This window comes from Idiomarina aquatica (assembly GCF_003987185.1).
GTDB classification, from domain to species: domain Bacteria; phylum Pseudomonadota; class Gammaproteobacteria; order Enterobacterales; family Alteromonadaceae; genus Idiomarina; species Idiomarina aquatica.
In genome coordinates, this window is sequence record NZ_PIPS01000001.1 from 1,028,769 (window position 1) to 1,052,050 (window position 23,282).

The window sequence follows — 23,282 nt, forward strand, 5'->3', positions numbered from 1 at the left end:
TATGTTTTCCCTGGTTTTCTTGTTCTAATCGTGTTTTAAGGATTTATCCGTAAACAAATAGTCTTTTAGCTCTTCATCAAACTTCGGATCTTTACGTCGGATCCACTCCAACATCATCGCCGCATGCTCTTTTTCCTCATCGCGGTTATGAACTAACACCGCTTTAAGTTCTTCGTCCTTGCACACGTCGATACGTTGGTTGTACCAATCGACCGCTTCCAGCTCCTCCATCAGTGAAATGATGGCTCGGTGCATGTCACGCGTTTCGTCGGATAACAGCTCGTAGGGTTCGTGGTATCCTTCGTTGGCCATAACAGCCTCCTTAGTTTGGGGTTGAGTCTATGTTAGACAACTTTGTAAAATTATCGCATTGTTACGCGACACGCAAAGAAAAACGGCCGCATTCGCGATGAATGCGGCCGTTTTACCGTTCATTAAACGTAACAGTCTGTTACTTTTTCTTTTTCGCCTTTGGATTCGGCATATCCGTAATCGAACCTTCCTGAATCTCAGCGGCCAGACCGACTGACTCATGCAGCGTTGGGTGAGCGTGCACGGTCAAAGCGATGTCTTCGGCATCACAACCCATTTCGATGGCCAGGCAGACTTCACCCAGCAGCTCGCCGGCATTGCTGCCGCACATAGCACCACCGATAATGCGGTTGTTCTTATCAAAGATCAGTTTAGTCATACCCTGTTGCGCATTAGAGGCAATGGCACGACCTGATGCTGACCAAGGGAAGGTGACCACATCGTATTCGATGCCTTTCTCTTTCGCTTCTTTTTCAGTAACACCTGCCCATGCTACTTCTGGGTCAGTGTACATGATCGAAGGAATGACTTTAGGCTCGAAGAAATGCTTCTTACCAGAAATCACCTCGGCAGCAACGTGAGATTCGTGTACGGCTTTGTGCGCCAGCATTGGCTGACCAACGATATCGCCAATGGCGAAGATGTGGTCAACGTTGGTACGCATTTGGCTGTCAACGTTGATGAAACCGCGCTCATCCACTTTCACACCGGCTTTGTCAGCGTCAATTTTGTTACCATTCGGCGCTCGGCCAACGGCAACCAGAACTACGTCGTACTTAACCGGTTTCTCTGGCGCGTTCTTGCCTTCAAAGGTCACGTAAATGCCGTCTTTCTTGGCTTCAACGTTGGTCGCCTTGGTGCTCAGCATGATGTTTTCAAAGCGGCCTTTGATTTGCTTGTTGAAGCTCTTGATAATATCGGCGTCAGCAGGTGGTACAAGCTGGTCGGTCATTTCGACAACATCCACTTTAGAACCCAGCGATGCGTAAACCTGACCCATTTCCAGTGCGATAATACCGCCGCCTAACAACAACATTTTCTTCGGAATTTCTTTTAATTCCAGCGCGTCAGTAGAATCCCATACGCGCTCATCGTCATGCGGTACAAACGGCAGTTTGATTGGTTGTGAACCGGCCGCAATGATAGCGTTATCAAATTCAACGGTGGTTTCACCGTCATCACCTTCTACTTTGATGGTGTTGCTGCCGGTAAATTTGCCGTAACCATTAACGACTTTGACTTTACGCATTTTCGACATCTGACCTAAGCCACCGGTCAGCTGGCCAACGACTTTTTCTTTATGCTTACGCATTTTTTCCAAGTCGATTTTTGGCTCACCAAACTCAATGCCTTCAGCCGCAAGATTTTTTGCTTCTTCGATGTGCTTGGTCATGTGCAGCAGTGCTTTTGACGGAATACAGCCAACGTTCAGGCAAACACCGCCTAAGGTGCTGTAACGCTCGATCAAAACAACATCAAGGCCTAAGTCGGCGGCACGGAAAGCTGCCGAGTATCCGCCTGGGCCTGAACCTAACACCACTACCTGTGTCTTAATTTTGTCGCTCATGTTAACCCCTTGTTTGTTACGGCTGGTTGAGCCACCAGCCGAGGTCAGTCAACGCTAAAAAGTGGCGCTATTGTAGCGCGAATTGTTTCGTATTTCTTGTGCAAAATGATCGTAGCTCGTGCCACTGGCACGAGACTTACAATACCAATTTGCGAATGTCGCCCAGCACCTGACTGAGGTAGCTGGTAAAGCGCGCGGCTTCCGCGCCGTCGATCACACGGTGATCGTACGACAGTGACAATGGCAACATCAGTCGCGGCTCGAACTCTTTGCCATTCCATTTCGGCTTCATCTCGTTACGTGAAACCCCCAGAATAGCAACGTCCGGTGCATTAACAATCGGCGTAAAGGCCGTACCGCCAATGCCACCCAAACTTGAGATAGAGAAACAACCGCCCTGCATGTCAGCGGCTTTCAATTTGCCGTCTCGTGCTTTGGCACTGATCTCAACCAGTTCTTCGGATAGTTCGTAAATGCCTTTTTTATCCACATCACGAATAACCGGAACCACCAAGCCGTTTGGTGTATCAACCGCAATACCGATGTGTACATATTTTTTCATGTACAGCGACTCACCCGACTCTGACAAGCTCGAGTTAAAGGTCGGGAACTCGCGCAACGCTTTGGCACAGGCTTTCATGATAAACACCAACGGTGTGATCTTGAAGCCAAGATCTTTCTTCTTCGCCACCTCGTTCTCGGATTTACGGAAGTTTTCCAGCTCGGTGATATCCGCTTCGTCAAACTGCGTAACGTGCGGGATGGTTACCCAGTTACGGTGCAGATTAGGGCCAGATTTACGTTGAATCCGCGACAATTGCACTTCTTCGACTTCACCAAATTTGCTGAAATCAACTTTTGGCGCATCGATGACCTGCAGACCGCCACCGCCCTGGCCAGTTGCACCCGCAACCGCTTTCGGACGCGACAGTTCGTACTTAACGTAGTCTTGTACGTCTTCTTTCAGGATACGCCCTTTTGGTCCATTGCCTTTGACCTGGGACAGATCCACACCAAATTCGCGGGCAACGCGACGTACCGCCGGTGACGCATGAATGACGTGCTTATCTTTGCGCTCAGTCGGGTGATCCGGTACCGGCGGCTGACGCTCGGTGGTTGGCGTCGCACGCGAGCTGTCGTCATCGTCAGACGATGTTTGCGCTTGCTGCTGTTTCGACTCGCTCTTCTCGGTCTTGTCTTCGCTCTCGGACGCTGACGCTTGCGCATCCGCAGTGTCCGCCGAACCGCCAGCCACTTTCAGCTTAGCAATGACCGACCCCTGCGAGACTTTATCACCCTCTTTTACCAACATCTCAACGATCTCGCCGTCATCAGGACACGGCACATCCATCGTTGCTTTATCGGTTTCAAGCGTAATCAAGCCATCTTCTTTGGCAACGCTGTCACCTTTCGAGACCAGGATTTCAATGATTTCGACGTCTTCTTCATCACCGATATCCGGGACTTCCACGTCAATCACTTTGGCTTCGCCAGCGCTCGCCTTGCGGTCAGAATCCTGGCTTTCTTTTGCTTCGTCTTCTGGCTCAGCCTTGCTTTCTGCCTCAGCCTTATCGTCGCTTTTCTCATCGCTGTTTGCTGTGTCGTCAGTGCTCTCTTCGGTTGCCTCGTCGGCATCGTCCGAGGAGCCCGCATCCGCCGCTTCGACCAGCGCCAGCACGTCACCTTCGCTGATGGTATCGCCTTCCTTAACCTTCAGCTCGACGATTTTACCGCCGGCTGAAGCAGGGATATCCATGGACGCTTTGTCACTCTCGACGGTGACAATACCGTCTTCTTTTTCGACGGTATCACCAACGCTGACTAACAATTCAATGACTTCGACTTCTTCACCGCCCACGTCAGGGACTTTGAGTTCGATTGTATCGGCCATCTCAGTACTCCTTATGCGTTACGTGGGTTGATTTTGTCGACATCGATACCGAAGTCTTTGATCGCTTTTGCGAGCACTTTCTTGTCGATATCACCGGCATCAGCCAGTTCTTTCAGTGCCGCCACAACGATGTACTCCGGACTTACTTCAAAGTGCTTACGCAAATTGCTGCGACTGTCCGAACGACCAAAGCCATCGGTACCCAGCACACGGTAAGAGGTCGGTACCCACGCACGAACCTGATCAGCGTACAGCTTCATGTAATCCGTTGCTGCTACCGCCGGACCTTTCGCGTCTTTCATCACTTTGGTGATGTAGGCTTCTTTACTGTCTTTATCGGCATGCAGCATGTTGTGGCGATCAACGTCCAGACCATCACGAGCCAATTCATTAAACGACGTTACACTGTATACCGTTGAGTTAATGTCAAACTGCTCAGCCAGCATGTCAGCGGCTTTACGCACTTGTTGCAGGATAGTACCGCTACCCAGTAACTGCACATCGCCTTTGGCTTTGTTCTTCGCCTTGACGTTGTCCAGTACGTAAATACCTTTAAGGATGCCTTCTTCAGCTCCTTCCGGCATTTCCGGCTGCTGGTAGTTCTCGTTCATTACCGTCAGGTAATAGAACACGTTTTCCTGATCTTCGTACATACGCTTAAGACCGTCGTGTACGATAACCGCAATTTCATAGCCATAGGTTGGATCATAGCTGATGCAGTTAGGTACCGTACCAAACAGAATGTGGCTGTGGCCATCCTGGTGCTGCAGACCTTCACCGTTCAGCGTTGTACGACCCGCGGTACCGCCAATCAGGAAACCACGAGTTTGGCTGTCACCGGCAGCCCAGACCAGGTCACCGACACGCTGGAAGCCAAACATTGAATAGTAAATGTAGAACGGGATCATCGGCTCATTGTTCAGTGAGTAGCTGGTACCCGCTGCCACCCACGATGCCATCGCACCCAGTTCGTTAATACCTTCCTGGATAACCTGACCTTTTTTGTCCTCACGATAGTAAGCAACCTGATCAGCATCTTGTGGTGTGTATTTTTGACCGTGGTGTGCATAGATACCCACCTGACGGAACAAGCCTTCCATACCAAAGGTACGCGCTTCATCCGGAATGATCGGGACAATTCGCTTACCAATTTTCTTATCTTTCAACAACGCCGTCAGCACACGGACAAATGCCATGGTCGATGAAATTTCGCGATCGCCGGAACCTTTAAGAACCGCATCGAAGGCTTTCAGCGCCGGCAGTTCCAGTTCAACGTCACTTTGCGCACGGCGCACAGGCATATAACCGCCCAATGCTTCGCGACGCTCTTTCATGTACTTCATTTCGTCGCTGTCTTCGTCGAACTTGTAGTACGGCAGGTCTTCCAGCTCACCGTCCTTGAATGGAATGTTGAAGCGGTCACGCAAGTGCTTGATCGCGTCCATGTCCATTTTCTTAACCTGGTGCGCAATGTTTTTACCTTCACCCGCGGCGCCCATGCCATAACCTTTTACGGTTTTCGCCAGGATCACCTGTGGACGATTTTTGGTGTTCACCGCTTTGTGGTACGCCGAGTAAACTTTCACCGGATCGTGGCCACCACGGTTCAGACGCCAGATATCCTCATCGGACAGGTTCGCCACCATTTCTTCAGTTTCAGGGTATTTACCGAAGAAGTGTTCACGAGTGTACTTGCCGCCTTTGGCTTTAAAGTTCTGGTAGTCACCGTCAACGGTTTCTTCCATCAACTGACGCAACTTACCTTCGGTGTCCCGGTACAACAACGGATCCCAGTAACGGCCCCAAATCACTTTGATCACTTCCCAGCCGGCACCACGGAAGGTTCCTTCCAGCTCTTGAATGATCTTACCGTTACCACGCACCGGGCCGTCCAGGCGCTGCAGGTTACAGTTAATCACGAACGTCAGGTTATCCAACTCTTCGCGCGCTGCCAGGCTGATAGCACCCAAGCTTTCCGGCTCATCGGTTTCACCGTCGCCCATAAAGCAGTATACGCGTTGATTTGAACAGTCTTTAATACCACGGTCAGTCAGGTACTTCAGGAACCGCGCCAGGTAAATGGCTTGAATCGGACCAAGCCCCATAGATACCGTCGGGAACTGCCAGAAGTCCGGCATCAAGTTTGGATGCGGGTACGAAGGCAGGCCTTTGCCTTCAACTTCCTGACGGAAATTGTTTAATTGCTCTTCGGTCAGACGTCCTTCAATAAAGGCTCGGCCGTAAATACCCGGCGACGCATGGCCCTGAATGAACAGGAAGTCACCGCCGTCACCGTTACTCGGCGCACGGAAGAAATGGTTAAAGCCTACGTCATACAGCATCGCCGACGAGGCAAAGCTAGCAATGTGACCACCCAGCTCTTCGCCTTTTTGCGAGGCACGCAATACCATCATCACGGCGTTCCAGCGAATCGCTGAACGGATACGTGCTTCCATGGTTTGGTTGCCCGGCATGGTCGGTTCCTGGCTGGCAGGAATCGTATTCAGGTATGACGTTGTTGGACGATACGGCAAATACGCACCATTGCGGCGCGCTTTATCGATTAATTGCTCCAACAAGAAGTGGGCACGCTCGGGGCCTTCGGCATCAAGCACACCCTCAAGAGCGTCTAGCCACTCCTGAGTTTCCTGCTGGTCAACGTCTTTGTTTAATTCTTCACTCATAGCTATTCCTTACCGTTACGTTATTCAGGAACGACGCAGCGAGCGTTGGATGCGTGACTGTTCCTTGGTCATTTCCAACAATGCCTGTTCAATATAGGACAAATGTTGATGACACGCATCCCGCGCCTGCTCCGGTTGCCCCCCAATAATTGCCGCAGCAATCTGGGAGCGATGTTGATTGAGCTGCTCAATAACCTCGGGGTTTTGAGCCAGTATTTCTAAATTTTGTTTGATGTTTTCCGCGAGCAATTCTTGCATTCCCATCACCACATGCAGTAACACCACGTTGTGGGATGCTTCTGCGATACGTAAGTAAAAACTCACTAACGCATCAACTTGCGCATCAATATCACCCGCTTGTGATTCAATGATGTTATTGATACTCAGTTTGATCCGATCCAGATCGGAATCGGTTCCTCTCAACGCCGCATAAAACGATGAGATACCCTCTAAGGCGTGACGAAACTCCAGCAGGTCAAATTGCGACTCCGGATGTTTCGCCAGCAACTCAAACAAAGGGGTAGTCACCTTGTCATTCAAGGTATCGGTAACATAAGTGCCACCGCCTTGACGACGATCAACTAAGCCTTTGGCTTCGAGCTTTTGAATCGCCTCACGCAGCGATTGTCTGGACACATTAAATTGCTGCGCCAGATCGCGCTCTGACGGGAGTTTTTGGCCGGCAACGAAGCGCCCGTCAACGATCATCGCTTCAATTTCGGCAACGATCTGGTCGGAAATTTTCGTTACTTTTATTTGCTGAAACGGCAAAATGCGCGACTCTCCCGATAGTTCGATAAATCGTCAGGTAAATTGGTCTGACCAAACAGTGCGGTTATTTTAATCCATAACGGCCTATAACCCAAATTTTTTCTGGTCTGGTATGACCTGCGCAGAGTGATAATTTGCGTTAATGCAGTCCGCCGGACAACGTCAGCAACGCGATAACACACAACCACACCAACTGTTGTCGCTTCATTAATCCCAACTGCGCGGTGACCGCATCGGTTTTATCATCCGGGTGATGGGGAAGATCCTCCGCCTTAGCAATAAGGTTTGCGAGAATCCGATCATTGGGACGGTTGAAGTCGGTTAATGAGGCCAGCCAAACCGGCAAGGCGCGAGAAAAATGGCCAACCACCAGCAACCCCAAACCGGTCAGTCGAACCGGAATAAAGTCGACGGCCCAGCGGATGCGATCAAGGGGCAACGCGCTAAATTGCGATTGATACTGTACCTGAGCGCTGCGGATAGAAGCGTACGCTAAGGCACCAAAGACCCCAAACACCACAAAAAAGAAAATGATAGCGACGTAATATTGGTAGTTTAACCAGCATACGGTGTCTTCAACAGCACGCGTATCATCATGACCGGCGAACGCCTGCAATTGCTGTTCTTGCCGCTCCGTTGGCTCGCCTTTGTTGGCCGCTTTTAAATACTGTTTATAGGCGTTTCGCGCCGGCTGACAGCTACAAGCCACCAAAAAGGCAATGATACCACCGATAAAGGTCACCAATAGATTGTCCAGCCAACTGACCAATAGTCCTGCCGCCAACGCTGGTAACAACAACCACAGCATTTGCACCCATGGCTTTTGTAGCTGCTGCTGGTAACGGCTCGCGGCGAGTTTTTGCTGGCTCCAGTCAAGCCAACGGCCAAGCAGAAAATCCATCTGCCAGAAAGCGGGTAGATGCGTAACACGCTCAATACTTAGCGCTATCAGCAGTGCGATGAGGATCATATCCTCTCCTTAGTCAGTTGCTGCAGAAAGTGTGTCCAGTCAAAGCCTTGGCCCGGATCCGTTTTACGTCCGCGGGCGATGTCTTCATGGCCGACAATACGACCTGAACGAATGCCCGGATAGTCCTGCATCAAGGCCTGCGTCACCGAGACCAACTGTCGATATTGTGCCTCAGTATAAGCCTCTTTATCCGTCCCTTCCAATTCTATGCCGATGCTATAATCGTTACAACGCTTGCGCCCGCAGAAGCTGGATTTACCGGCATGCCAGGCACGTTTATCAAAACCAACGTATTGCTCGATATGACCGTTACGACGAATGACGAGGTGTGCAGAGACCCTTAATCCGATCAACGGTTCCAGCGCGCTACCCGGTGCTGGTTTTAGTGTGCCCATAAATAACTGTTCAACAAAGGGGGTGCCGTACTCGCCTTCCGGCAAACTGATACAGTGGATCACCAGTAAACTGATGTCCGCCGGGTCGGGGCGTTCATCGAAATGAGGTGAGGGTCGTCGGTCGACGCTCTCCAGCCAATGGTTTTTGATGCTATGTCTTTTCACCGCGGTCGCAAACAGGTAAAGTTTGCCCCCTAGTATCGTCATTGTGCTGATAAAGGTAAAGTCGTCATGGAAGTGTTGTCCCAATCCGAACTGCAATCGCTGCAACAACAAGTTACTCTGGCATTACAGGAGGACTTATCAGCGGTCGATGCCAATTACGATATTACCGCACAGTTAATCGCCGCAGACAGCCATAGCAATGCCACCATTATTACCCGCGAAGACATGGTCATGTGCGGCATGGCCTGGGTCAACGAAGTATTTCAACAGTTGGATGAGCGCGTTGCCATTGACTGGCAAGTCAGCGATGGCGAGGCGGTCAAGGCCGGTACCGTGTTGTGCAAACTCAGCGGCCCCAGCCGCTCGCTACTGACCGGCGAGCGCACGGCTCTGAACTTTCTACAGACGCTGGCAGCCACCGCCACGTTAACGGCTCAGTACACCGCCTTACTTGAGGGTTCAAACACGCGCTTACTCGATACTCGCAAAACCCTGCCCGGCTTAAGACTGGCGCAGAAGTACGCCGTTCGTTGCGGTGGCGGTAAGAACCACCGTATTGGTTTGTACGATGCCTACCTGATCAAGGAGAACCACATTGCAGCCTGTGGCGGTATCGCTAAAGCGATCGCCAGCGCGCGTCAGTTGCATGCCGATAAACCGGTCGAAGTGGAAGTGGAAAACCTGGATGAGTTTACCCAGGCACTCGACGCTCAGGCGGATATTGTCATGCTTGATAATTTTTCATTAGCTGATATTGAACGCGCCGTTGCCATCAATCAACAACATGCTCACCCGGCTAAGCTGGAGGTGTCCGGCAACATCACGGATGCCCGTCTGCATGAACTGAAAGCCACCGGTGTTGATTTCATTTCCTCCGGCGCACTGACCAAAAACGTGCAAGCCATTGACTTGTCCATGCGGATAAGCTGATCTCGTACGAAACAATAGAGTTGCCGGTAACAGCAGCCTCTACCATGCTTGCGGTTTTCATCATTGGAAACCGCTATGCTCATAACACACGCCCGCCCTGCGCTTAAACCCGCCTTCAGCCTGATCGAGCTGATGGTTGTGGTTGCCATTATCGGTATTCTCTCCTCTTTCGCGGTACCGGCTTACCATCATTACACCCAACGCGCCAAAGCCGCTGAAGCAATACAACATGCGCAGCCGATGCAACTGGCGATTGCGCTGTGTTGGCAGGTTGAAGGCAGCCTCGACCGCTGCAACCGCCCTGGACAACGAGGGCTACCAAACCTTCCGCTGCCGTTGCCGGACTCGCTGAGCGACTTTCAAGTGCTTGATTCAGCGTCCATTCAGCTGGAACTGCGCGAAGTCACTCAAGACAACACGGCCGTTGTGGTCGAGTTAAGTCCGCAACTGCAGCAAGGCATGCTGAACTGGGTAACCCGCTGTTCAGACTACGCATCCGGACGCTCAGCCGTAGCGGCTTGCCAGGCAGATTTACGTCAATGATCGGCGGTGAATTTGTCAGTCTGCCGCGGCAACAGCTCGAGCCGGAACAACAACTGGCTTTGGCGGTGCAGTGTCCGCCACAACAGTTATGCTTGCTTTATCAAGGAGCCGACACCGCAGTACTGGCTATTGCTGAAGCACTGTCCTGTCGGGCGACGCAATTACAATTTGCCTGGCAACAGGTGCATTCGTCACAGCTCATCCTGATTGCGCTCAGCGACACGGTTCCTGTACTGTTTAACTGCCAAACGCAAAGCGTAGCAGAATGGCTTGATGCGCTATTACGCTACGCCCTGTCACAGCGCGCTTCCGACATTCACTGTGAGCCGACGACACTGGGTTTGCGCTTGCGGCTTCGCTTAGCGGGTCAACTGGTCACCTTGCAACACCTATCCTTAGAGCATGGCCGGCAACTGATTGCGCGAGCAAAAGTGATTGCCGATCTCGACATCAGCGAGCAACGACAACCGCAGGATGGTCGCTTTTCCATTGCCCTGAACGACCAGCACACACAAGACTTCCGGATCAGCACGTGTCCGGTGCTGCATGGCGAAAAGCTGGTGATACGCTGTCTTGGCACCTTACAGCAGGTAACCGCTCTGAGCCAACTGGGCATGACCGATGCGCAGCGTCAGCAGGTGACCCGGGCACTGACATTAAAGCAAGGACTGATTTTGGTCACCGGACCCACCGGCAGCGGTAAAACGTCGACGCTTTACAGCCTGCTACAGCGCTTAAATCAGCGGGTGTTGAACATTTGTACCGTCGAGGATCCGGTCGAAATACGCTGTGACGGCATCAATCAGGTACCGGTGCAGAGCCGGCGACAGCTTACCTTTGCCCGTATTCTGCGCAGCCTGCTCCGACAAGACCCGGACGTGCTGATGATCGGTGAAATCCGTGATGCAGAAACCGCACAGGTTGCCTTACAAGCGGCTCAGACCGGCCATTTAGTACTAGCCTCATTACATACTAACGGCGCTTTAGAAAGCCTACAGCGGCTTCAAGCGCTGGGCGTCAGCAGCAACGATGTCGGTACCGCGCTGAGTCTTATCATCAGTCAGCGCTTACTGCGACGCTTGTGCCAACACTGTGGTGGGCGCGCTTGCGCGCACTGCCATGACGGTTATTTTGGTCAATTAGCGGTGTTTGAAGTGGTTCCCTGGCACAGTTCCAGTCATCAGCAGTTAGTGCAGGCTGGCAGCATTCGTGATTATTTATCCCAACAACAACTGCCGACGTTACAACAGCATGCTCAAGCCTGTGTTGAAGCTAGGTTGACGTCCGCACAACAAGCGGAACGACTGCAAAATGTCAGCCTCTGAACGCGACTTTACCCCGTCTCAACAGCAACAGCTGATTGCCGCCTTTGAGCAGCTTGCGCTGCTCATCGATAGTGGCCTGCCTTTGCGCGCAGCCTTGTTCGTTGTCCATTCCCAGCTGTCATCGGCGACGATACAGCAATGCTTCGCAACCTTTATTGCCACCGTCGACGATGGTTTACCGCTGCATAAGGCGGCCAATCACCTGCCAAGACGGTTACCTGCCGCCATGTTTGGCTATTTACAACTTGCCGAACAAAGCGGGCAGTTCGCCACGGTGTTGCAGCATATGGTGCAGGATTATCAACAACGCCAGCAACAGCGCCGCTTATTGCTACAAGCCATCCGTTATCCGGCCGCCATTTTTGCCGTTGCCATCGTGGTTACGGTGGTCTTGCTGGTCTGGGTATTACCGCAATTCACCGCACTGTTTCAGACTCAGCAACTGCCGATGCTGACGCAAGCTCTGCTGCAATTATCGGCACTGATGCAGCAACACGGCCTGACGATGCTCGCCGTCAGCGTCAGCACGGTGTTGCTGTTCAGCGCCATACGACGCTACCACCCGCAACTGTGGCAGCGGCTACTGCTGCGTTTACCCATCGTAGGACCATTGTTGCGGCTGGCGCGGACGCAGCAGCTGTTCGCCCAACTGAGTCTGTTGTTACGGGCAGGAATGGCGGCAACCGCGGCGTTGCAACTGGTCGCCGCGAGTAGTCCATGGTTTCGCACCCGGGCTGACTGCGGTGCTATCGGCAGTGCCATCGAGCAGGGTAAAAGTTGGTCTATTGCGATCGCAGAGCAACGATTGGACAACACCTTGATTAACGCGTACTTAAAAACCGGCGAGCAGACCGGCCGGATTGATGACATGATGACGCGCCTGGCGGCCGAGCTCGGCAGACGCTTTGCGCATCAGTGTGCGCAACGTTTAGGTTTAATCCAGCCCTTGCTGATGCTGAGTTTAGGCGGCATCATAGGCACTCTTTTGCTGGCCATGTATCTACCAATATTTAACATAGGCCAGCAGTTCTAATAGGAAAATACCATGGAAAGTCTTTACGCTGCAGGCCAGTGGCCGGCGATTTTAGTTGCTGTATTACTGGGCGCCAGTATTGGCAGCTTTTTAAATGTGGTTATCGTACGTCTGCCGAAGCAGTTACAGCAGCAGTGGCAACGTGAATGTGCAGAACTCAACGGACAACCGGTGAAAGAGCTGGATCGCTATAACTTGGCACATCCTCCTTCACATTGTCCGCAGTGTCAGCAAGCCATTGCCTGGTACGACAACATTCCGTTGCTCAGCTACCTGATGCTCAGCGGACGCTGTCGTCATTGTCGTGAATCGATTCCGATTGTGTACTGGCTGGTCGAGGTAGTGCTGACCCTGATCGCTGCATTTGCCGCCTGGCAATTGGGGTTAGGCTTAACCTTTGCCGTGGTGGTGACCGTCGCATCCTTGCTGGTGGTAATGACCGTTATTGACAGTCGTCATCAATTGCTACCGGACCAATTAACCTACTGTTTGTTATGGACAGGACTGTTATGGTCTCTGCACGATGCCGCCAGCATAACCCCCTCACAGGCCATCATTGGTGCTGCCGCGGGCTACTTGAGTCTGTGGTCGGTGTACTGGGTATTTAAATTGCTGACCGGCAAGGAAGGTCTGGGCTACGGCGACTTTAAACTGCTTGCCGCCATCGGCGCCTTCACCGGTGCCAGTTTGCTGCCGGTTACCATTCTTGCCAGTTCGCTGGTCGGCATTGTGGTGGGGGTCATTGCAATGATAAAACGGGGGCATTCGGCGCCGATTCCTTTTGGTCCATTTTTAATTGGCGGCGGCCTCATCAGCTTTTTCTGGGGTGAGCAACTGCTTCACGGTTACTGGCAATGGCTGGGGTATTCCTGATGTCGAACTATGTGGTCGGGCTAACCGGTGGAATCGGCAGCGGTAAAACCGCCGCCTCCGACTTTCTCGCCTCGTTGGGCATCGACATTGTTGATGCCGACGTGGTGGCACGCGAAGTGGTCGAACCCGGTAGCCCTTGTTTAACAGCCATTGCAGAGCACTTCGGCGAGCGCGTTATCGATGCGCAGGGGCAACTCAACCGCCGTGCATTACGCGATATCGTATTTAACGACAACCGTGCGAAAGAATGGCTGAACCAACTGTTGCACCCGGCGATTCGAGCGCGGCTGTTGGCTCAATTGCAACAAGCCGATTCGCCCTATGTGGTGCTGGTAGCCCCGTTGTTGCTGGAAAACCAACTGCAGCGCTACTGTAACCGGGTATTGGTCATCGACGTTCCCGAAGCCTTACAACTTGAACGCACTATGCAGCGGGATAACAGTGAACAGCAACAGGTTGAGGCCATTATGGCATCGCAACTGACTCGCGAGCAACGCTTACAGCGAGCTGACGATATCGTCCACAATGACGCCGACCTGACCCATCTGCAGCAGCAGTTGACGGCATTGGACAAACGTTATCGCCAGTTGGCCAAAGGCTCTTAACAGAGTCGGCATTGCACCCCACCACGATTCCGTTATCATAGGCGACAATCACTATTAACCAAACGAGAGCCTAGATGCCCGAACAACTGCCATCCAGTGTTATCTATGAATACCCTCTGCAGGAGCGTTTTCGTACGTACTTGCGACTCGAGCACAGCTTTAAACAGCTGCACTCGGCACTGGCAGTGCTCGGTAAACACCCGGAACCGTTCTTCAGTGCGTTGTTTGCTGCTCAGGAATTGATTGAACGTAGCGACATTCGCACCGAACTGAGCAAGGACCTTGATCAGCAACGGCTGTTCATGAAACGCTGGGAGCAACACCCGCAAATTGATCAGACGGCACTGCAAGGTGCTCTGCAAAGTGTTCTGGCAGCGGCTGACAATCTGCAACAGGTGCCGAAGGAATTACGTTTGATAAAGGATGACCGGTTTCTCGCCAGTATCCGCAATCGGTTTGCTCAACCCGGAGTGACCGGACTGTTCGAATTACCGCAATTACAACTTTGGTTACAACAGCCTTCGGCTACCCGCCAACAACACGCGCAGCAGTGGCTGGACTGTTTTGCCCCCATCGCTGCTGCGGTTGAACTGCAATTGGAATTAACCCGTCAGCAGGGTCAATTCAGTGACGTCGTCGCAAATAACGGATTTTGGCAGGAAAGCTGTGAGCCATTAGCGCTGTTGCGCATCAAGATTGCGGCAGAACATGCCTGTTACCCGGTCATCAGCGGCCACCGCCAGCGTTTTACGCTGCGTTTGATGACGCTGGCCGAAGGCGAAGCCAAGCAAACCGACGCCGTCAGTGATAATGTGCCACTGGCGATTGCGCGTTGCCCGTTACTCACCAATACCTAAACGATTAAGAGAGAACTATGCCCACGTCTGTACCCTGTCCCACCTGCCAAACGACAGTAGAATGGTCCGATAAATCGCCCTTTAAGCCATTTTGCAGTGAGCGCTGCAAACTTATCGATTTAGGTGAATGGGCCAATGAAGAGAAAGCGATCCCGGGTGAGCCGGCGGTGATACCCGACCAGCAACCCGGTAATGATGAAGCTTATTGATTAATAACTGTTGAGCGTCTCAACCAGGCGCTCAACAATGGGTTGGTTAGCGTCCGGGAACTGAAACGCGTCCAGTTGTGCGATATCAACCCACAACCATTTCTGCCCTTCCAACTGACGCGCTTCGCCGCGGTATTTCAATACCCACCAGACATCCAGTAACACCCGTTTATCATGGTACTGATGTTCGACCACTGTCAGCGGAGCACAGTCGATAACCTCGATATTGCACTCTTCTTTCAACTCACGGGTCAATGCCTGTTGAACGCTTTCGCCGGCTTCCACTTTACCGCCGGGGAACTCCCACTTGCCTCCCTGATGCTGCTCAGGAAGCCGTTGGGCGATAAAAATTTCGCCGTTCTCGTTTTCGATAACCCCAACCGCAACGTGTACGGTTGGGAGCTGACTGTCTGAGTCACTCATGAATTACAGTTTGCCATGACAATGTTTGTATTTTTTACCCGAGCCGCAAGGACAAGCGTCATTGCGACCCACTTTCTGACCACGTTGCACCGGACGCTCTTGTTGCTCGCCGGCACTGCCGTCGGTCGTCTGACCGGTGGCACTGGCCTGCTCATGTTTAAATTCACGCGGTGCGCTGTCAGCCGCTTTACGCTGTTTATCCACCGCATCCACATCTTCCGGAGCACGCACTTTAACGCGACTTAAGATGGTGACAACATCCAGCTTCAAGTTCTCCAGCATTTCACTGAACAGCTCAAAGGCTTCGCGCTTATATTCCTGTTTCGGGTTCTTCTGTGCGTAACCGCGCAAATGAATCCCCTGACGCAAATGGTCCATTGCGGCCAGATGTTCTTTCCAGTGTTGGTCCAGGCTTTGCAGCATGATCGATTTCTCGAACCGGCGCAGCACCTCTGCGCCAACCAACTGCTCTTTGTCCTGATAAGCCTTGGTCAAGGCTTCCAGCACACGTTCGCGCAACACTTCTTCGTGGAAATGATCGTCTTCGTCCAGCCATTGTTGCAACGGCAGATCGATATCAAAATCGGCACGCAGGCGCTCTTCCAACGAGGCCAAATCCCACAATTCGGCCAGTGATTGTGGTGGTACATACTCATCGATCACTGAGTTAATAACGTCTTCACGGATCACCTGAATCGTTTCTGAGATGTCGCCTTCATCAAGCAACTCGTTACGTTGTTCGTACACCACGCGACGTTGATCGTTGGCAACGTCATCGTACTCAAGCAACTGTTTGCGCACGTCGAAGTTACGGCCTTCGACTTTACGCTGGGCGTTTTCGATGGCACGGGTCACCCACGGGTGCTCAATGGCTTCACCTTCTTTCATACCCAGGCGCTTCATCATTGAAGCCATACGCTCGGACGCAAAAATACGCATCAGCGGATCTTCAAGTGACAGGTAGAACCGCGATGAACCCGGGTCACCCTGACGACCGGCACGGCCACGCAACTGGTTATCAATACGACGCGACTCGTGGCGCTCAGTACCGATGATATGCAGGCCACCGGCTTCGATAACAGCGTCATGAAGCTTTTGCCATTCCTGCTTAATTTTTTCAATCTTGTCGTTGCTCGGCTCTTCCAGCTTTTCCACTTCGGCCATCCAACTACCGCCTAATACGATGTCCGTACCACGACCGGCCATGTTGGTGGCAATGGTTACCGCTCCCGGACGCCCGGCCTGCGCGATAATGTCGGCTTCCTGCGCGTGGAACTTAGCATTGAGCACCGCATGTGGAATCTTTTTCTTTTTCAATAACCGCGACAGCAGTTCCGAGTTTTCGATCGACACGGTACCGACCAGCACCGGACGTCCCTGCTTACGACACTCTTCAATGTCCTCGGCAATGGCTTCGTACTTTTCCTGCGCGGTTAAATAGATAAGGTCTGCGCGGTCATCACGAACCATCGGTTTGTTGGTTGGAATCACCACCGTTTCGAGGCCGTAAATCGACTGGAATTCAAAGGCTTCTGTATCGGCGGTACCGGTCATACCGGCCAGTTTGTCGTACAGACGGAAATAATTCTGGAAGGTAATCGATGCCAGTGTCTGGTTTTCATTCTGTATTTCAACACCTTCTTTGGCTTCCACCGCCTGGTGCAAACCTTCAGACCAGCGACGTCCTTCCATAGTACGGCCGGTATGCTCATCAACGATGACAATTTTGCCGTCTTTGACGATGTAATCGACGTCTTTCTGGAACAGGTGGTGAGCCCGCAATGCCGCATTGATGTGGTGTAACAGGGTGATGTTACCGGCGGAGTACAAGGAGTCGTCTTCCGCCAGCATACCGCGCTCTTTCAACAGCGACTCGATGTGCTCCTGGCCGTGCTCGGTAAGATGCAGTTGCTTGGCTTTCTCATCGATGGTGAAATCACCATCGCCTTTTTCTTCCTCGGTGTCTTCTTTTTCCTGGCGAGTCAGCAGCGGTACCAGCTCATTCATTTTGGTGTACATATCTGAGCTGTCTTCAGCCGGGCCTGAAATAATCAACGGCGTGCGAGCTTCGTCAATCAGGATTGAATCAACCTCATCCACCAGTGCATAGTAGAGTTCACGCTGTACCCGATCCTCCGGCGAAAACGCCATATTATCGCGCAAGTAATCAAAGCCGAATTCATTGTTGGTGCCGTAAGTGATGTCAGCCTGATAGGCTTCCTTCTTTTGCTGCGGCGGTAGGCCCGGAATATTAAAGGCGACGCTCATACCCAGGAATTCAAATAACGGGCGATTGAACTCAGCGTCACGACGCGCCAAATAATCATTCACCGTAATGATGTGCACGCCTTTACCGGCAAGGGCGTTAAGATACGCCGGCAGTGTTGCCGTCAGGGTTTTACCTTCACCGGTTTTCATTTCGGCAATGCGGTTCTCATCCAGCACCATGCCACCGACCAGCTGTACATCGAAGTGGCGCATACCAAAGACACGCTTACTCGCCTCGCGTACGGTCGCGAACGCTTCAACCAGGAGATCCTGCAGGCTTTCGCCGTCATTCAGACGTTTACGAAACTCGGCCGTTTTGTCTTTCAGTTCTGCATCCGACAACGCCTCGAATTCCGGCTCCAGTTGGTTAATCTGATTAACCTTCTTGAACAACGCCTTCAGAATACGGTCGTTGCGACTACCAAATACTTTACGAAACAAACTGCCTAGCATGAGTAAGGAATTTCCTGTTATTAATTATGAACAATAAAAGCGACACTCGCTGCCGAGGTCGCTCGCACGTTTCGGTGATCAATCGTTGTCTAGCTTGCGATACACAAACTGGTTCGGGTCAACTTGTTGACCATTGCGCAGCACCTCATAATGCACATGAGGCCCCGTCGAACGACCGGTATTGCCCATTTGCGCAATCGGCTGTCCGCGCGTAACAACGTCACCGACATCAACTAATAAGCGATCATTGTGACCGTAGCGGGTTTTCAACCCACCACCGTGATCAATTTCAATCAACTGACCATAGCCCCAGCGCTCTCCGGCCCAGGTAACAACCCCGGCGCCTGTCGCAATCACTTTTACGTCTTCGGCATAACTGGCGAAATCCAGGCCTTTATGCATGGCCGGCGTGCCATTAAAGGGGTCTTTACGCACACCGTATTGCGAGGACAGCCAGCCTTCCGTTATTGGCCGCCCGGCAATGTAACTGGCATTACTGACATTGTGGTTCATCATCACAGATTCAAGGAGCGACAGCTGTTTTTGTTTGTCAGCAATGTGATTCAGTAATTGATCGATCTCTGCCAAGACGTCATTGCCCGATGCTTTTGGCAGTTCTGCCACCGTCGCTTCGGGACCGCCAAGAGGGATGTCAGTATTAAAATTAAACTCGCCGTTGGTTAAGTTGGCCTTTTCCGCCAACCGCTCACCTAATGCATCAAGGCGTCGCACTTGCGCCCGGAGCTCGCCCAGATACACGGTCATCGCGCCCAGTTTTTTCTCCGTTTTCGTGCGCAACTCGGCGACTGCGGCTTCCTGCAATGCCAGTTGGCGTTGCTCTTCAGTAATTTCTTGCTGTGCGATGTTCGGATCGATTCCGCGATATTCCCATGGCGACCATGCCGCCAACGCCACCACAGCAGAAAGTCCTGCATAGGACAACATACGGCGCCGTGTTAAGCGAAAACCAAAACGTATTTTTGAGCCTCGGTAAAAGACTGATAAACTCATGAATACTCTCTTTTGTGGGGTAAACCACGGGTTATGAACAACAGACCAAAAACACCAAAACAATGGCTACGCACTCGAGTTGAGCCGCAAACGCAAACTTTGCAACACTATGCACAGTTTGCCGTCCAACTAAAGCAATGGCAACTTTTGTTTCAACGCCTACTCGAAAGGCCGCTGTCGGATCACTGCCAATTACTGAATGTTCGTGATGGCAAGCTGATCGTTGAAACCGATGCCGCCACCTGGGCTACCCAGCTAAAATTTCAACAAGCGCGCATTATAACGCATTTCCAACAAGATGCGATGATTGAGGTTAACGAGATCGAAGTCAAGATTAAACCCGGTGCTGACCGGGCACTGACGGCGTCAACAGAACAACAGTCGCGACGCGAGCGGATTTTACGTTTAGCGGAAAACAGCCAGGAGCCGTTGAAATCGGAGTTACTGAAGATTGCTGAGAAGATGTGGTAGCCCGCTGTCGCCAAAGCGTGCAGGCTACCTACAGAATTTAAGCCAGGCTGGGCGCCCAATACGCGATAGGTGACTGCGCCTGCTCTTCGTCAAAGGTGACGAACTCCCAGGCTTCTTGTTGCTGTAGCATCGCTTGCAACAAGTGATTATTCAGTGCGTGTCCAGATTTATAGGCACGTAAATGCCCTAATATACTGTGCCCACACATGTACAAGTCGCCAATCGCATCCAACATTTTATGTTTTACAAATTCGTCGTCGTAACGCAAGCCGTCGGTATTCAGCACTCGGAATTCATCCAGCACAACGGCATTATCAAAGCTGCCGCCCAACGCCAGATTGTTTTTACGTAAATACTCGATGTCTTTCATAAAACCAAAGGTGCGCGCACGGCTGATTTCTTTAATGAAGGCACCGCTGCTGAAATCCATCGATACTTGCTGACCGGTTTCTGCAATTGCCGGATGATTAAAGTCGATGGCAAAATCGATGCGGAACCCATCGTGGGGTAGCAGTTCCGCCCATTTGCCATCTTCCTCTTCCACACGAATCGGTGCTTTGATGCGAATGAACTTCTTCGCCACCGACTGCTCCTCAATGCCCGCACTTTGTAGCAGGTAAACAAAGGGGTGCGAGCTGCCGTCCATGATCGGAATCTCGTGTGAATCAACTTCAATAATGCAGTTATCAATGCCAACGCCGGCTAATGCTGCAAGCAGGTGCTCAACCGTAGAAACACGGACGTCCTGCTCATTGATTAAACACGTACACAATTGCGTATCCCGCACCCAATCAGCGCGCGCAGGAATATCCACTACCGGGTCAAGATCGACACGGCGGAAAATCAGCCCGGTATTTGCCGGTGCAGGGCGTAACGTCAAATTGACCTTGTTACCCTTGTGCAGTCCGACACCCGTGGTTGAGATCGCTTGTTTCAGTGTACGTTGTTTTACCATCAGCTAAACTCACCTCGTCAACTAGCCGCTGGCCATTGCCAGCGCGGCCGCATAGTATACGACATTTGATAGGCTACAAGCAAATTTTGGCTGTTTTTTCAGCACTAATCGACTTGTTTGCGTAAAAATGCCGGAATATCCAGGTAATCCAGTTCTTTATCCTGCTGCTTTTTGGCAGCCGGCTTACGTGCTGGTTCCTGATGTGTCTCCGCCTGTGGCTCTTCCACTTCTTCGTAGCGCGGTGCTGCGGCGCTGCGGTCAAGATCCGCTCGATAACCTTGGCTCGATTCACGCTTATTGCTCTGAGCGCTGTTAACCAGTGAAATATCAGGCTTACGCTCTGCGCCAATACCGGTTGCAACCACAGTGACACGCAATTCGTCCGACATCTCAGTATCGATAACGGTTCCGACAATAACGGTGGCGTTATCCGAGGCAAAGGCTTTAACCGTATTACCCACGGTTTCGAACTCGTCGATGCTCATATCCATGCCGGCCGTTACGTTAACCAATACGCCACGCGCGCCCGAAAGATCGATGTCTTCCAGTAATGGGCTGTTGATCGCCATCTCCGCCGCTTCCTGAGCACGGTCTTCGCCACTGGCAACGCCGGTGCCCATCATCGCCGTACCCATTTCTTTCATGACCGCACGCACGTCAGCAAAGTCAACGTTGATCAGACCAGGACGGGTAATCAGTTCCGCAATACCCTGAACCGCACCCAACAACACGTTATTGGCGGCACTAAAGGCATCCAGCAACGAAGTCCCTTTGCCCATCACTTTTAACAGCTTCTCGTTCGGGATGGTGATTAAGGAATCGACGCTTTGCGACAGCGCATTAATACCCTCTTCGGCAACCGCCATACGCTTTTTGCCTTCAAACGGAAACGGCTTGGTCACCACGGCAACGGTGAGGATACCGAGTTCTTTGGCAATTTCTGCCACTACAGGTGCGGCACCGGTACCTGTACCACCGCCCATACCGGCAGCGATGAATACCATATCAGCGCCTTCCAACTGCGCTTTGATGGCTTCGCGGTCGTCTTCTGCTGACTGCCGCCCAACTTCCGGGTTGGCGCCAGCCCCAAGACCTTTAGTAATTTCACCGCCCAGTTGAATGGTGACATCCGCGGTGTGGTTACGCAGAGCCTGCGCGTCGGTGTTCGCTGCAATAAACTGAACCCCTTCGATCGACTCTTTCACCATGTGTTGTACGGCGTTACCACCGCCACCACCGACGCCAATCACTTTTATGACGGCTTCACTTTCGTAATTGTCCATCAGTTCAAACATTAGATTTCTCCCTACCTGCTTTTCTTATTGTGCTACCCCAGCGTTAAAACTCACCTTTAAACCAGCTTTGGACTTTTTGCCAAAGACCGATCACGTCAGTTTTAGTGCTTTCTTTTTGCACTGCCGTCGTACTCTCCTGCCCGTAGCGTAACAGGCCGACCGCAGTGGCATAAACCGGATCTTCTACATAATCTTTTAGCCCCTTAACATTGAGGGGTTTACCGATGCGCACCGGCATCTGAAAAATCTCTTCGGCGAACTCAACGCAACCCTGCATTTTTGCACTACCGCCGGTGATCACAACACCAGCCGCTATTTGCTCATCCAGACCGCTTTGTTCAATCTCATCGCGGACCAGCTCAAATAACTCCTGGTAGCGCGGTTCCACCACTTCAGCCAACGTATGGCGCGACATCATCCGTGCCGGACGCCCGCCAACCGACGGTACTTCAATGGTATCTTCCATACTGACCATCTGTCGCAGAGCACAGGCGTGCTGTGTTTTTATCTGCTCAGCGTGGTTGGTCGGCGTACGGAATATTTTCGCAATATCACTGGTGACCTGGTTACCAGCGGCCGGAATCACCGCCGTATGCCGCAACACGCCACCGGCGTAGATGCAGATGTCGATGGTACCGCCGCCCATATCCACCAAAGCCACGCCTAAATCTTTTTCATCATCGGTGAGCACCGAAATGCTCGATGCCAGTGCAGAAAAAATCAGTTTGTCCACCTGCAAACCGCAACGCTCAACCGCTTTGGTGATGTTTTTGGCCATATCATTCGCGCAGGTAATGATATGGACTTTTGACTCCATACGCACCCCGGACATACCAATTGGGCTGCGAATACTTTCTTGTGAATCAATCACATACTCCTGTGGCAGGACGTGCAGGATGCGACGTTCTTTCGCAATAGGCACTGACTGCGCCGCGTGAATGACGTTATCCACGTCATCCTGAGTCACTTCGGCTTCGTTAATCGGCACCATGCCACTTTCGTTTTGACACGAAATATGGCGTCCGGAAATATTCAGAAAGACGGACGCCACGCGGCAGTCGGCCATCAGTTCAGCCTCATCAACGGCGCGCTGAATCGACTGCACCACCAAATTGAGATCGTTGACACCACCTTTATCCATCCCGCGAGCGGTGGTCACGCCAACGCCCACGACACTGATCTCGTCATCCGGTAACAGTTCGCCAATAAGCGCAGTCACCTTACTGGTACCAATATCAAGACCAACGACCATTTGACGTTCTGTAGCTTTCGACAT

General features: G+C 52.0%; 22 protein-coding genes. 9 read left to right on the top strand and 13 right to left on the bottom strand.

Annotation, left to right across the window (positions count from 1 at the left end):
- Positions 1–24: 24 nt before the first annotated feature.
- The 7 genes from CWE23_RS04670 to ampD all read right to left on the bottom strand — a co-directional run bounded on the left by CWE23_RS04670 (position 25) and on the right by ampD (position 8,797).
- Positions 25–312: an encapsulin-associated ferritin-like protein gene (locus tag CWE23_RS04670; RefSeq protein ID WP_126819651.1), complete on the bottom strand. Its 288-nt coding sequence runs from the start codon at positions 310–312 to the stop codon at positions 25–27.
- 139 nt (positions 313–451) lie between these two features.
- A complete protein-coding gene (lpdA, locus tag CWE23_RS04675; RefSeq protein ID WP_105305625.1) occupies positions 452–1,879 on the bottom strand; it encodes a dihydrolipoyl dehydrogenase in 1,428 nt (475 codons plus the stop codon).
- Between the two features lie 136 nt (positions 1,880–2,015).
- Positions 2,016–3,770, bottom strand: a complete 1,755-nt coding sequence (aceF, locus tag CWE23_RS04680) for a dihydrolipoyllysine-residue acetyltransferase (protein WP_126819652.1) — start codon at positions 3,768–3,770, stop codon at positions 2,016–2,018.
- Between the two features lie 11 nt (positions 3,771–3,781).
- On the bottom strand, positions 3,782–6,454 hold the full coding sequence (aceE, locus tag CWE23_RS04685) for a pyruvate dehydrogenase (acetyl-transferring), homodimeric type (RefSeq protein ID WP_105305623.1): 2,673 nt from the start codon (positions 6,452–6,454) through the stop codon (positions 3,782–3,784).
- A 24-nt stretch (positions 6,455–6,478) separates the two neighbouring features.
- The gene (pdhR, locus tag CWE23_RS04690; protein ID WP_105305622.1) at positions 6,479–7,225 is read right to left on the bottom strand and encodes a pyruvate dehydrogenase complex transcriptional repressor PdhR; all 747 of its coding nucleotides are present in this window, start codon (positions 7,223–7,225) and stop codon (positions 6,479–6,481) included.
- A 139-nt stretch (positions 7,226–7,364) separates the two neighbouring features.
- Positions 7,365–8,195 (bottom strand): regulatory signaling modulator protein AmpE, encoded by an 831-nt coding sequence (ampE, locus tag CWE23_RS04695; protein ID WP_126819653.1) that lies wholly within the window; start codon positions 8,193–8,195, stop codon positions 7,365–7,367.
- Positions 8,192–8,797, bottom strand: coding sequence for a 1,6-anhydro-N-acetylmuramyl-L-alanine amidase AmpD (ampD, locus tag CWE23_RS04700; protein ID WP_187346273.1), 606 nt, complete (start codon positions 8,795–8,797; stop codon positions 8,192–8,194). The genes ampE and ampD overlap by 4 nt, the downstream gene beginning before the upstream one ends.
- A gap of 24 nt (positions 8,798–8,821) precedes the next feature.
- Here ampD and nadC point away from each other — a divergent pair, with 24 nt between their 5' ends.
- From nadC to yacG, 8 genes are all read left to right on the top strand, one after another.
- The gene (gene nadC, locus CWE23_RS04705) at positions 8,822–9,685 is read left to right on the top strand and encodes a carboxylating nicotinate-nucleotide diphosphorylase (RefSeq protein ID WP_126819654.1); all 864 of its coding nucleotides are present in this window, start codon (positions 8,822–8,824) and stop codon (positions 9,683–9,685) included.
- A gap of 75 nt (positions 9,686–9,760) precedes the next feature.
- Complete coding sequence (locus CWE23_RS04710; RefSeq protein WP_126819655.1) at positions 9,761–10,228, top strand: pilin; 468 nt, start codon at positions 9,761–9,763, stop codon at positions 10,226–10,228.
- Positions 10,225–11,553: a GspE/PulE family protein gene (locus CWE23_RS04715; protein WP_105305618.1), complete on the top strand. Its 1,329-nt coding sequence runs from the start codon at positions 10,225–10,227 to the stop codon at positions 11,551–11,553. Before CWE23_RS04710 ends, CWE23_RS04715 begins: the two co-directional genes overlap by 4 nt.
- The gene (locus CWE23_RS04720) at positions 11,540–12,586 is read left to right on the top strand and encodes a type II secretion system F family protein (RefSeq protein ID WP_105305617.1); all 1,047 of its coding nucleotides are present in this window, start codon (positions 11,540–11,542) and stop codon (positions 12,584–12,586) included. The genes CWE23_RS04715 and CWE23_RS04720 overlap by 14 nt, the downstream gene beginning before the upstream one ends.
- 12 nt (positions 12,587–12,598) lie before the next feature.
- Positions 12,599–13,459 carry a prepilin peptidase gene (locus tag CWE23_RS04725; RefSeq protein WP_126819656.1) on the top strand — a complete coding sequence of 287 codons (861 nt, stop codon included), beginning with the start codon at positions 12,599–12,601 and terminating at the stop codon, positions 13,457–13,459.
- Complete coding sequence (coaE, locus tag CWE23_RS04730; protein WP_241970529.1) at positions 13,441–14,064, top strand: dephospho-CoA kinase; 624 nt, start codon at positions 13,441–13,443, stop codon at positions 14,062–14,064. The genes CWE23_RS04725 and coaE overlap by 19 nt, the downstream gene beginning before the upstream one ends.
- Before the next feature lie 74 nt (positions 14,065–14,138).
- Complete coding sequence (gene zapD, locus CWE23_RS04735; protein ID WP_126819657.1) at positions 14,139–14,921, top strand: cell division protein ZapD; 783 nt, start codon at positions 14,139–14,141, stop codon at positions 14,919–14,921.
- A gap of 17 nt (positions 14,922–14,938) precedes the next feature.
- Positions 14,939–15,130, top strand: coding sequence for a DNA gyrase inhibitor YacG (gene yacG / locus CWE23_RS04740; RefSeq protein WP_105305613.1), 192 nt, complete (start codon positions 14,939–14,941; stop codon positions 15,128–15,130).
- On the opposite strand, the gene mutT is transcribed toward yacG, so the two are convergent.
- The 3 genes from mutT to CWE23_RS04755 form a co-directional block, all read right to left on the bottom strand.
- Positions 15,131–15,553, bottom strand: a complete 423-nt coding sequence (gene mutT, locus CWE23_RS04745) for an 8-oxo-dGTP diphosphatase MutT (protein ID WP_105305612.1) — start codon at positions 15,551–15,553, stop codon at positions 15,131–15,133. It abuts the gene before it with no gap.
- A gap of 3 nt (positions 15,554–15,556) precedes the next feature.
- Entirely contained in the window at positions 15,557–18,274 is a 2,718-nt protein-coding gene (secA, locus tag CWE23_RS04750; RefSeq protein ID WP_126819658.1) for a preprotein translocase subunit SecA, read from the bottom strand.
- Positions 18,275–18,352: 78 nt separating this feature from the next.
- Positions 18,353–19,285, bottom strand: coding sequence for a M23 family metallopeptidase (locus CWE23_RS04755; protein ID WP_105305610.1), 933 nt, complete (start codon positions 19,283–19,285; stop codon positions 18,353–18,355).
- Positions 19,286–19,318: 33 nt separating this feature from the next.
- On the opposite strand from CWE23_RS04755, the gene CWE23_RS04760 reads away from it, so the two are divergent.
- Positions 19,319–19,756 carry a DciA family protein gene (locus tag CWE23_RS04760; protein ID WP_105305609.1) on the top strand — a complete coding sequence of 146 codons (438 nt, stop codon included), beginning with the start codon at positions 19,319–19,321 and terminating at the stop codon, positions 19,754–19,756.
- 37 nt (positions 19,757–19,793) lie between these two features.
- Here the strand turns inward: CWE23_RS04760 and lpxC are convergent, their stop codons facing one another.
- From lpxC to ftsA, 3 genes are all read right to left on the bottom strand, one after another.
- Positions 19,794–20,711, bottom strand: coding sequence for a UDP-3-O-acyl-N-acetylglucosamine deacetylase (gene lpxC / locus CWE23_RS04765; protein WP_105305608.1), 918 nt, complete (start codon positions 20,709–20,711; stop codon positions 19,794–19,796).
- Between the two features lie 104 nt (positions 20,712–20,815).
- A complete protein-coding gene (gene ftsZ, locus CWE23_RS04770; RefSeq protein WP_105305607.1) occupies positions 20,816–22,006 on the bottom strand; it encodes a cell division protein FtsZ in 1,191 nt (396 codons plus the stop codon).
- A 43-nt stretch (positions 22,007–22,049) separates the two neighbouring features.
- Positions 22,050–23,282: a cell division protein FtsA gene (ftsA, locus tag CWE23_RS04775; RefSeq protein WP_105305606.1), complete on the bottom strand. Its 1,233-nt coding sequence runs from the start codon at positions 23,280–23,282 to the stop codon at positions 22,050–22,052.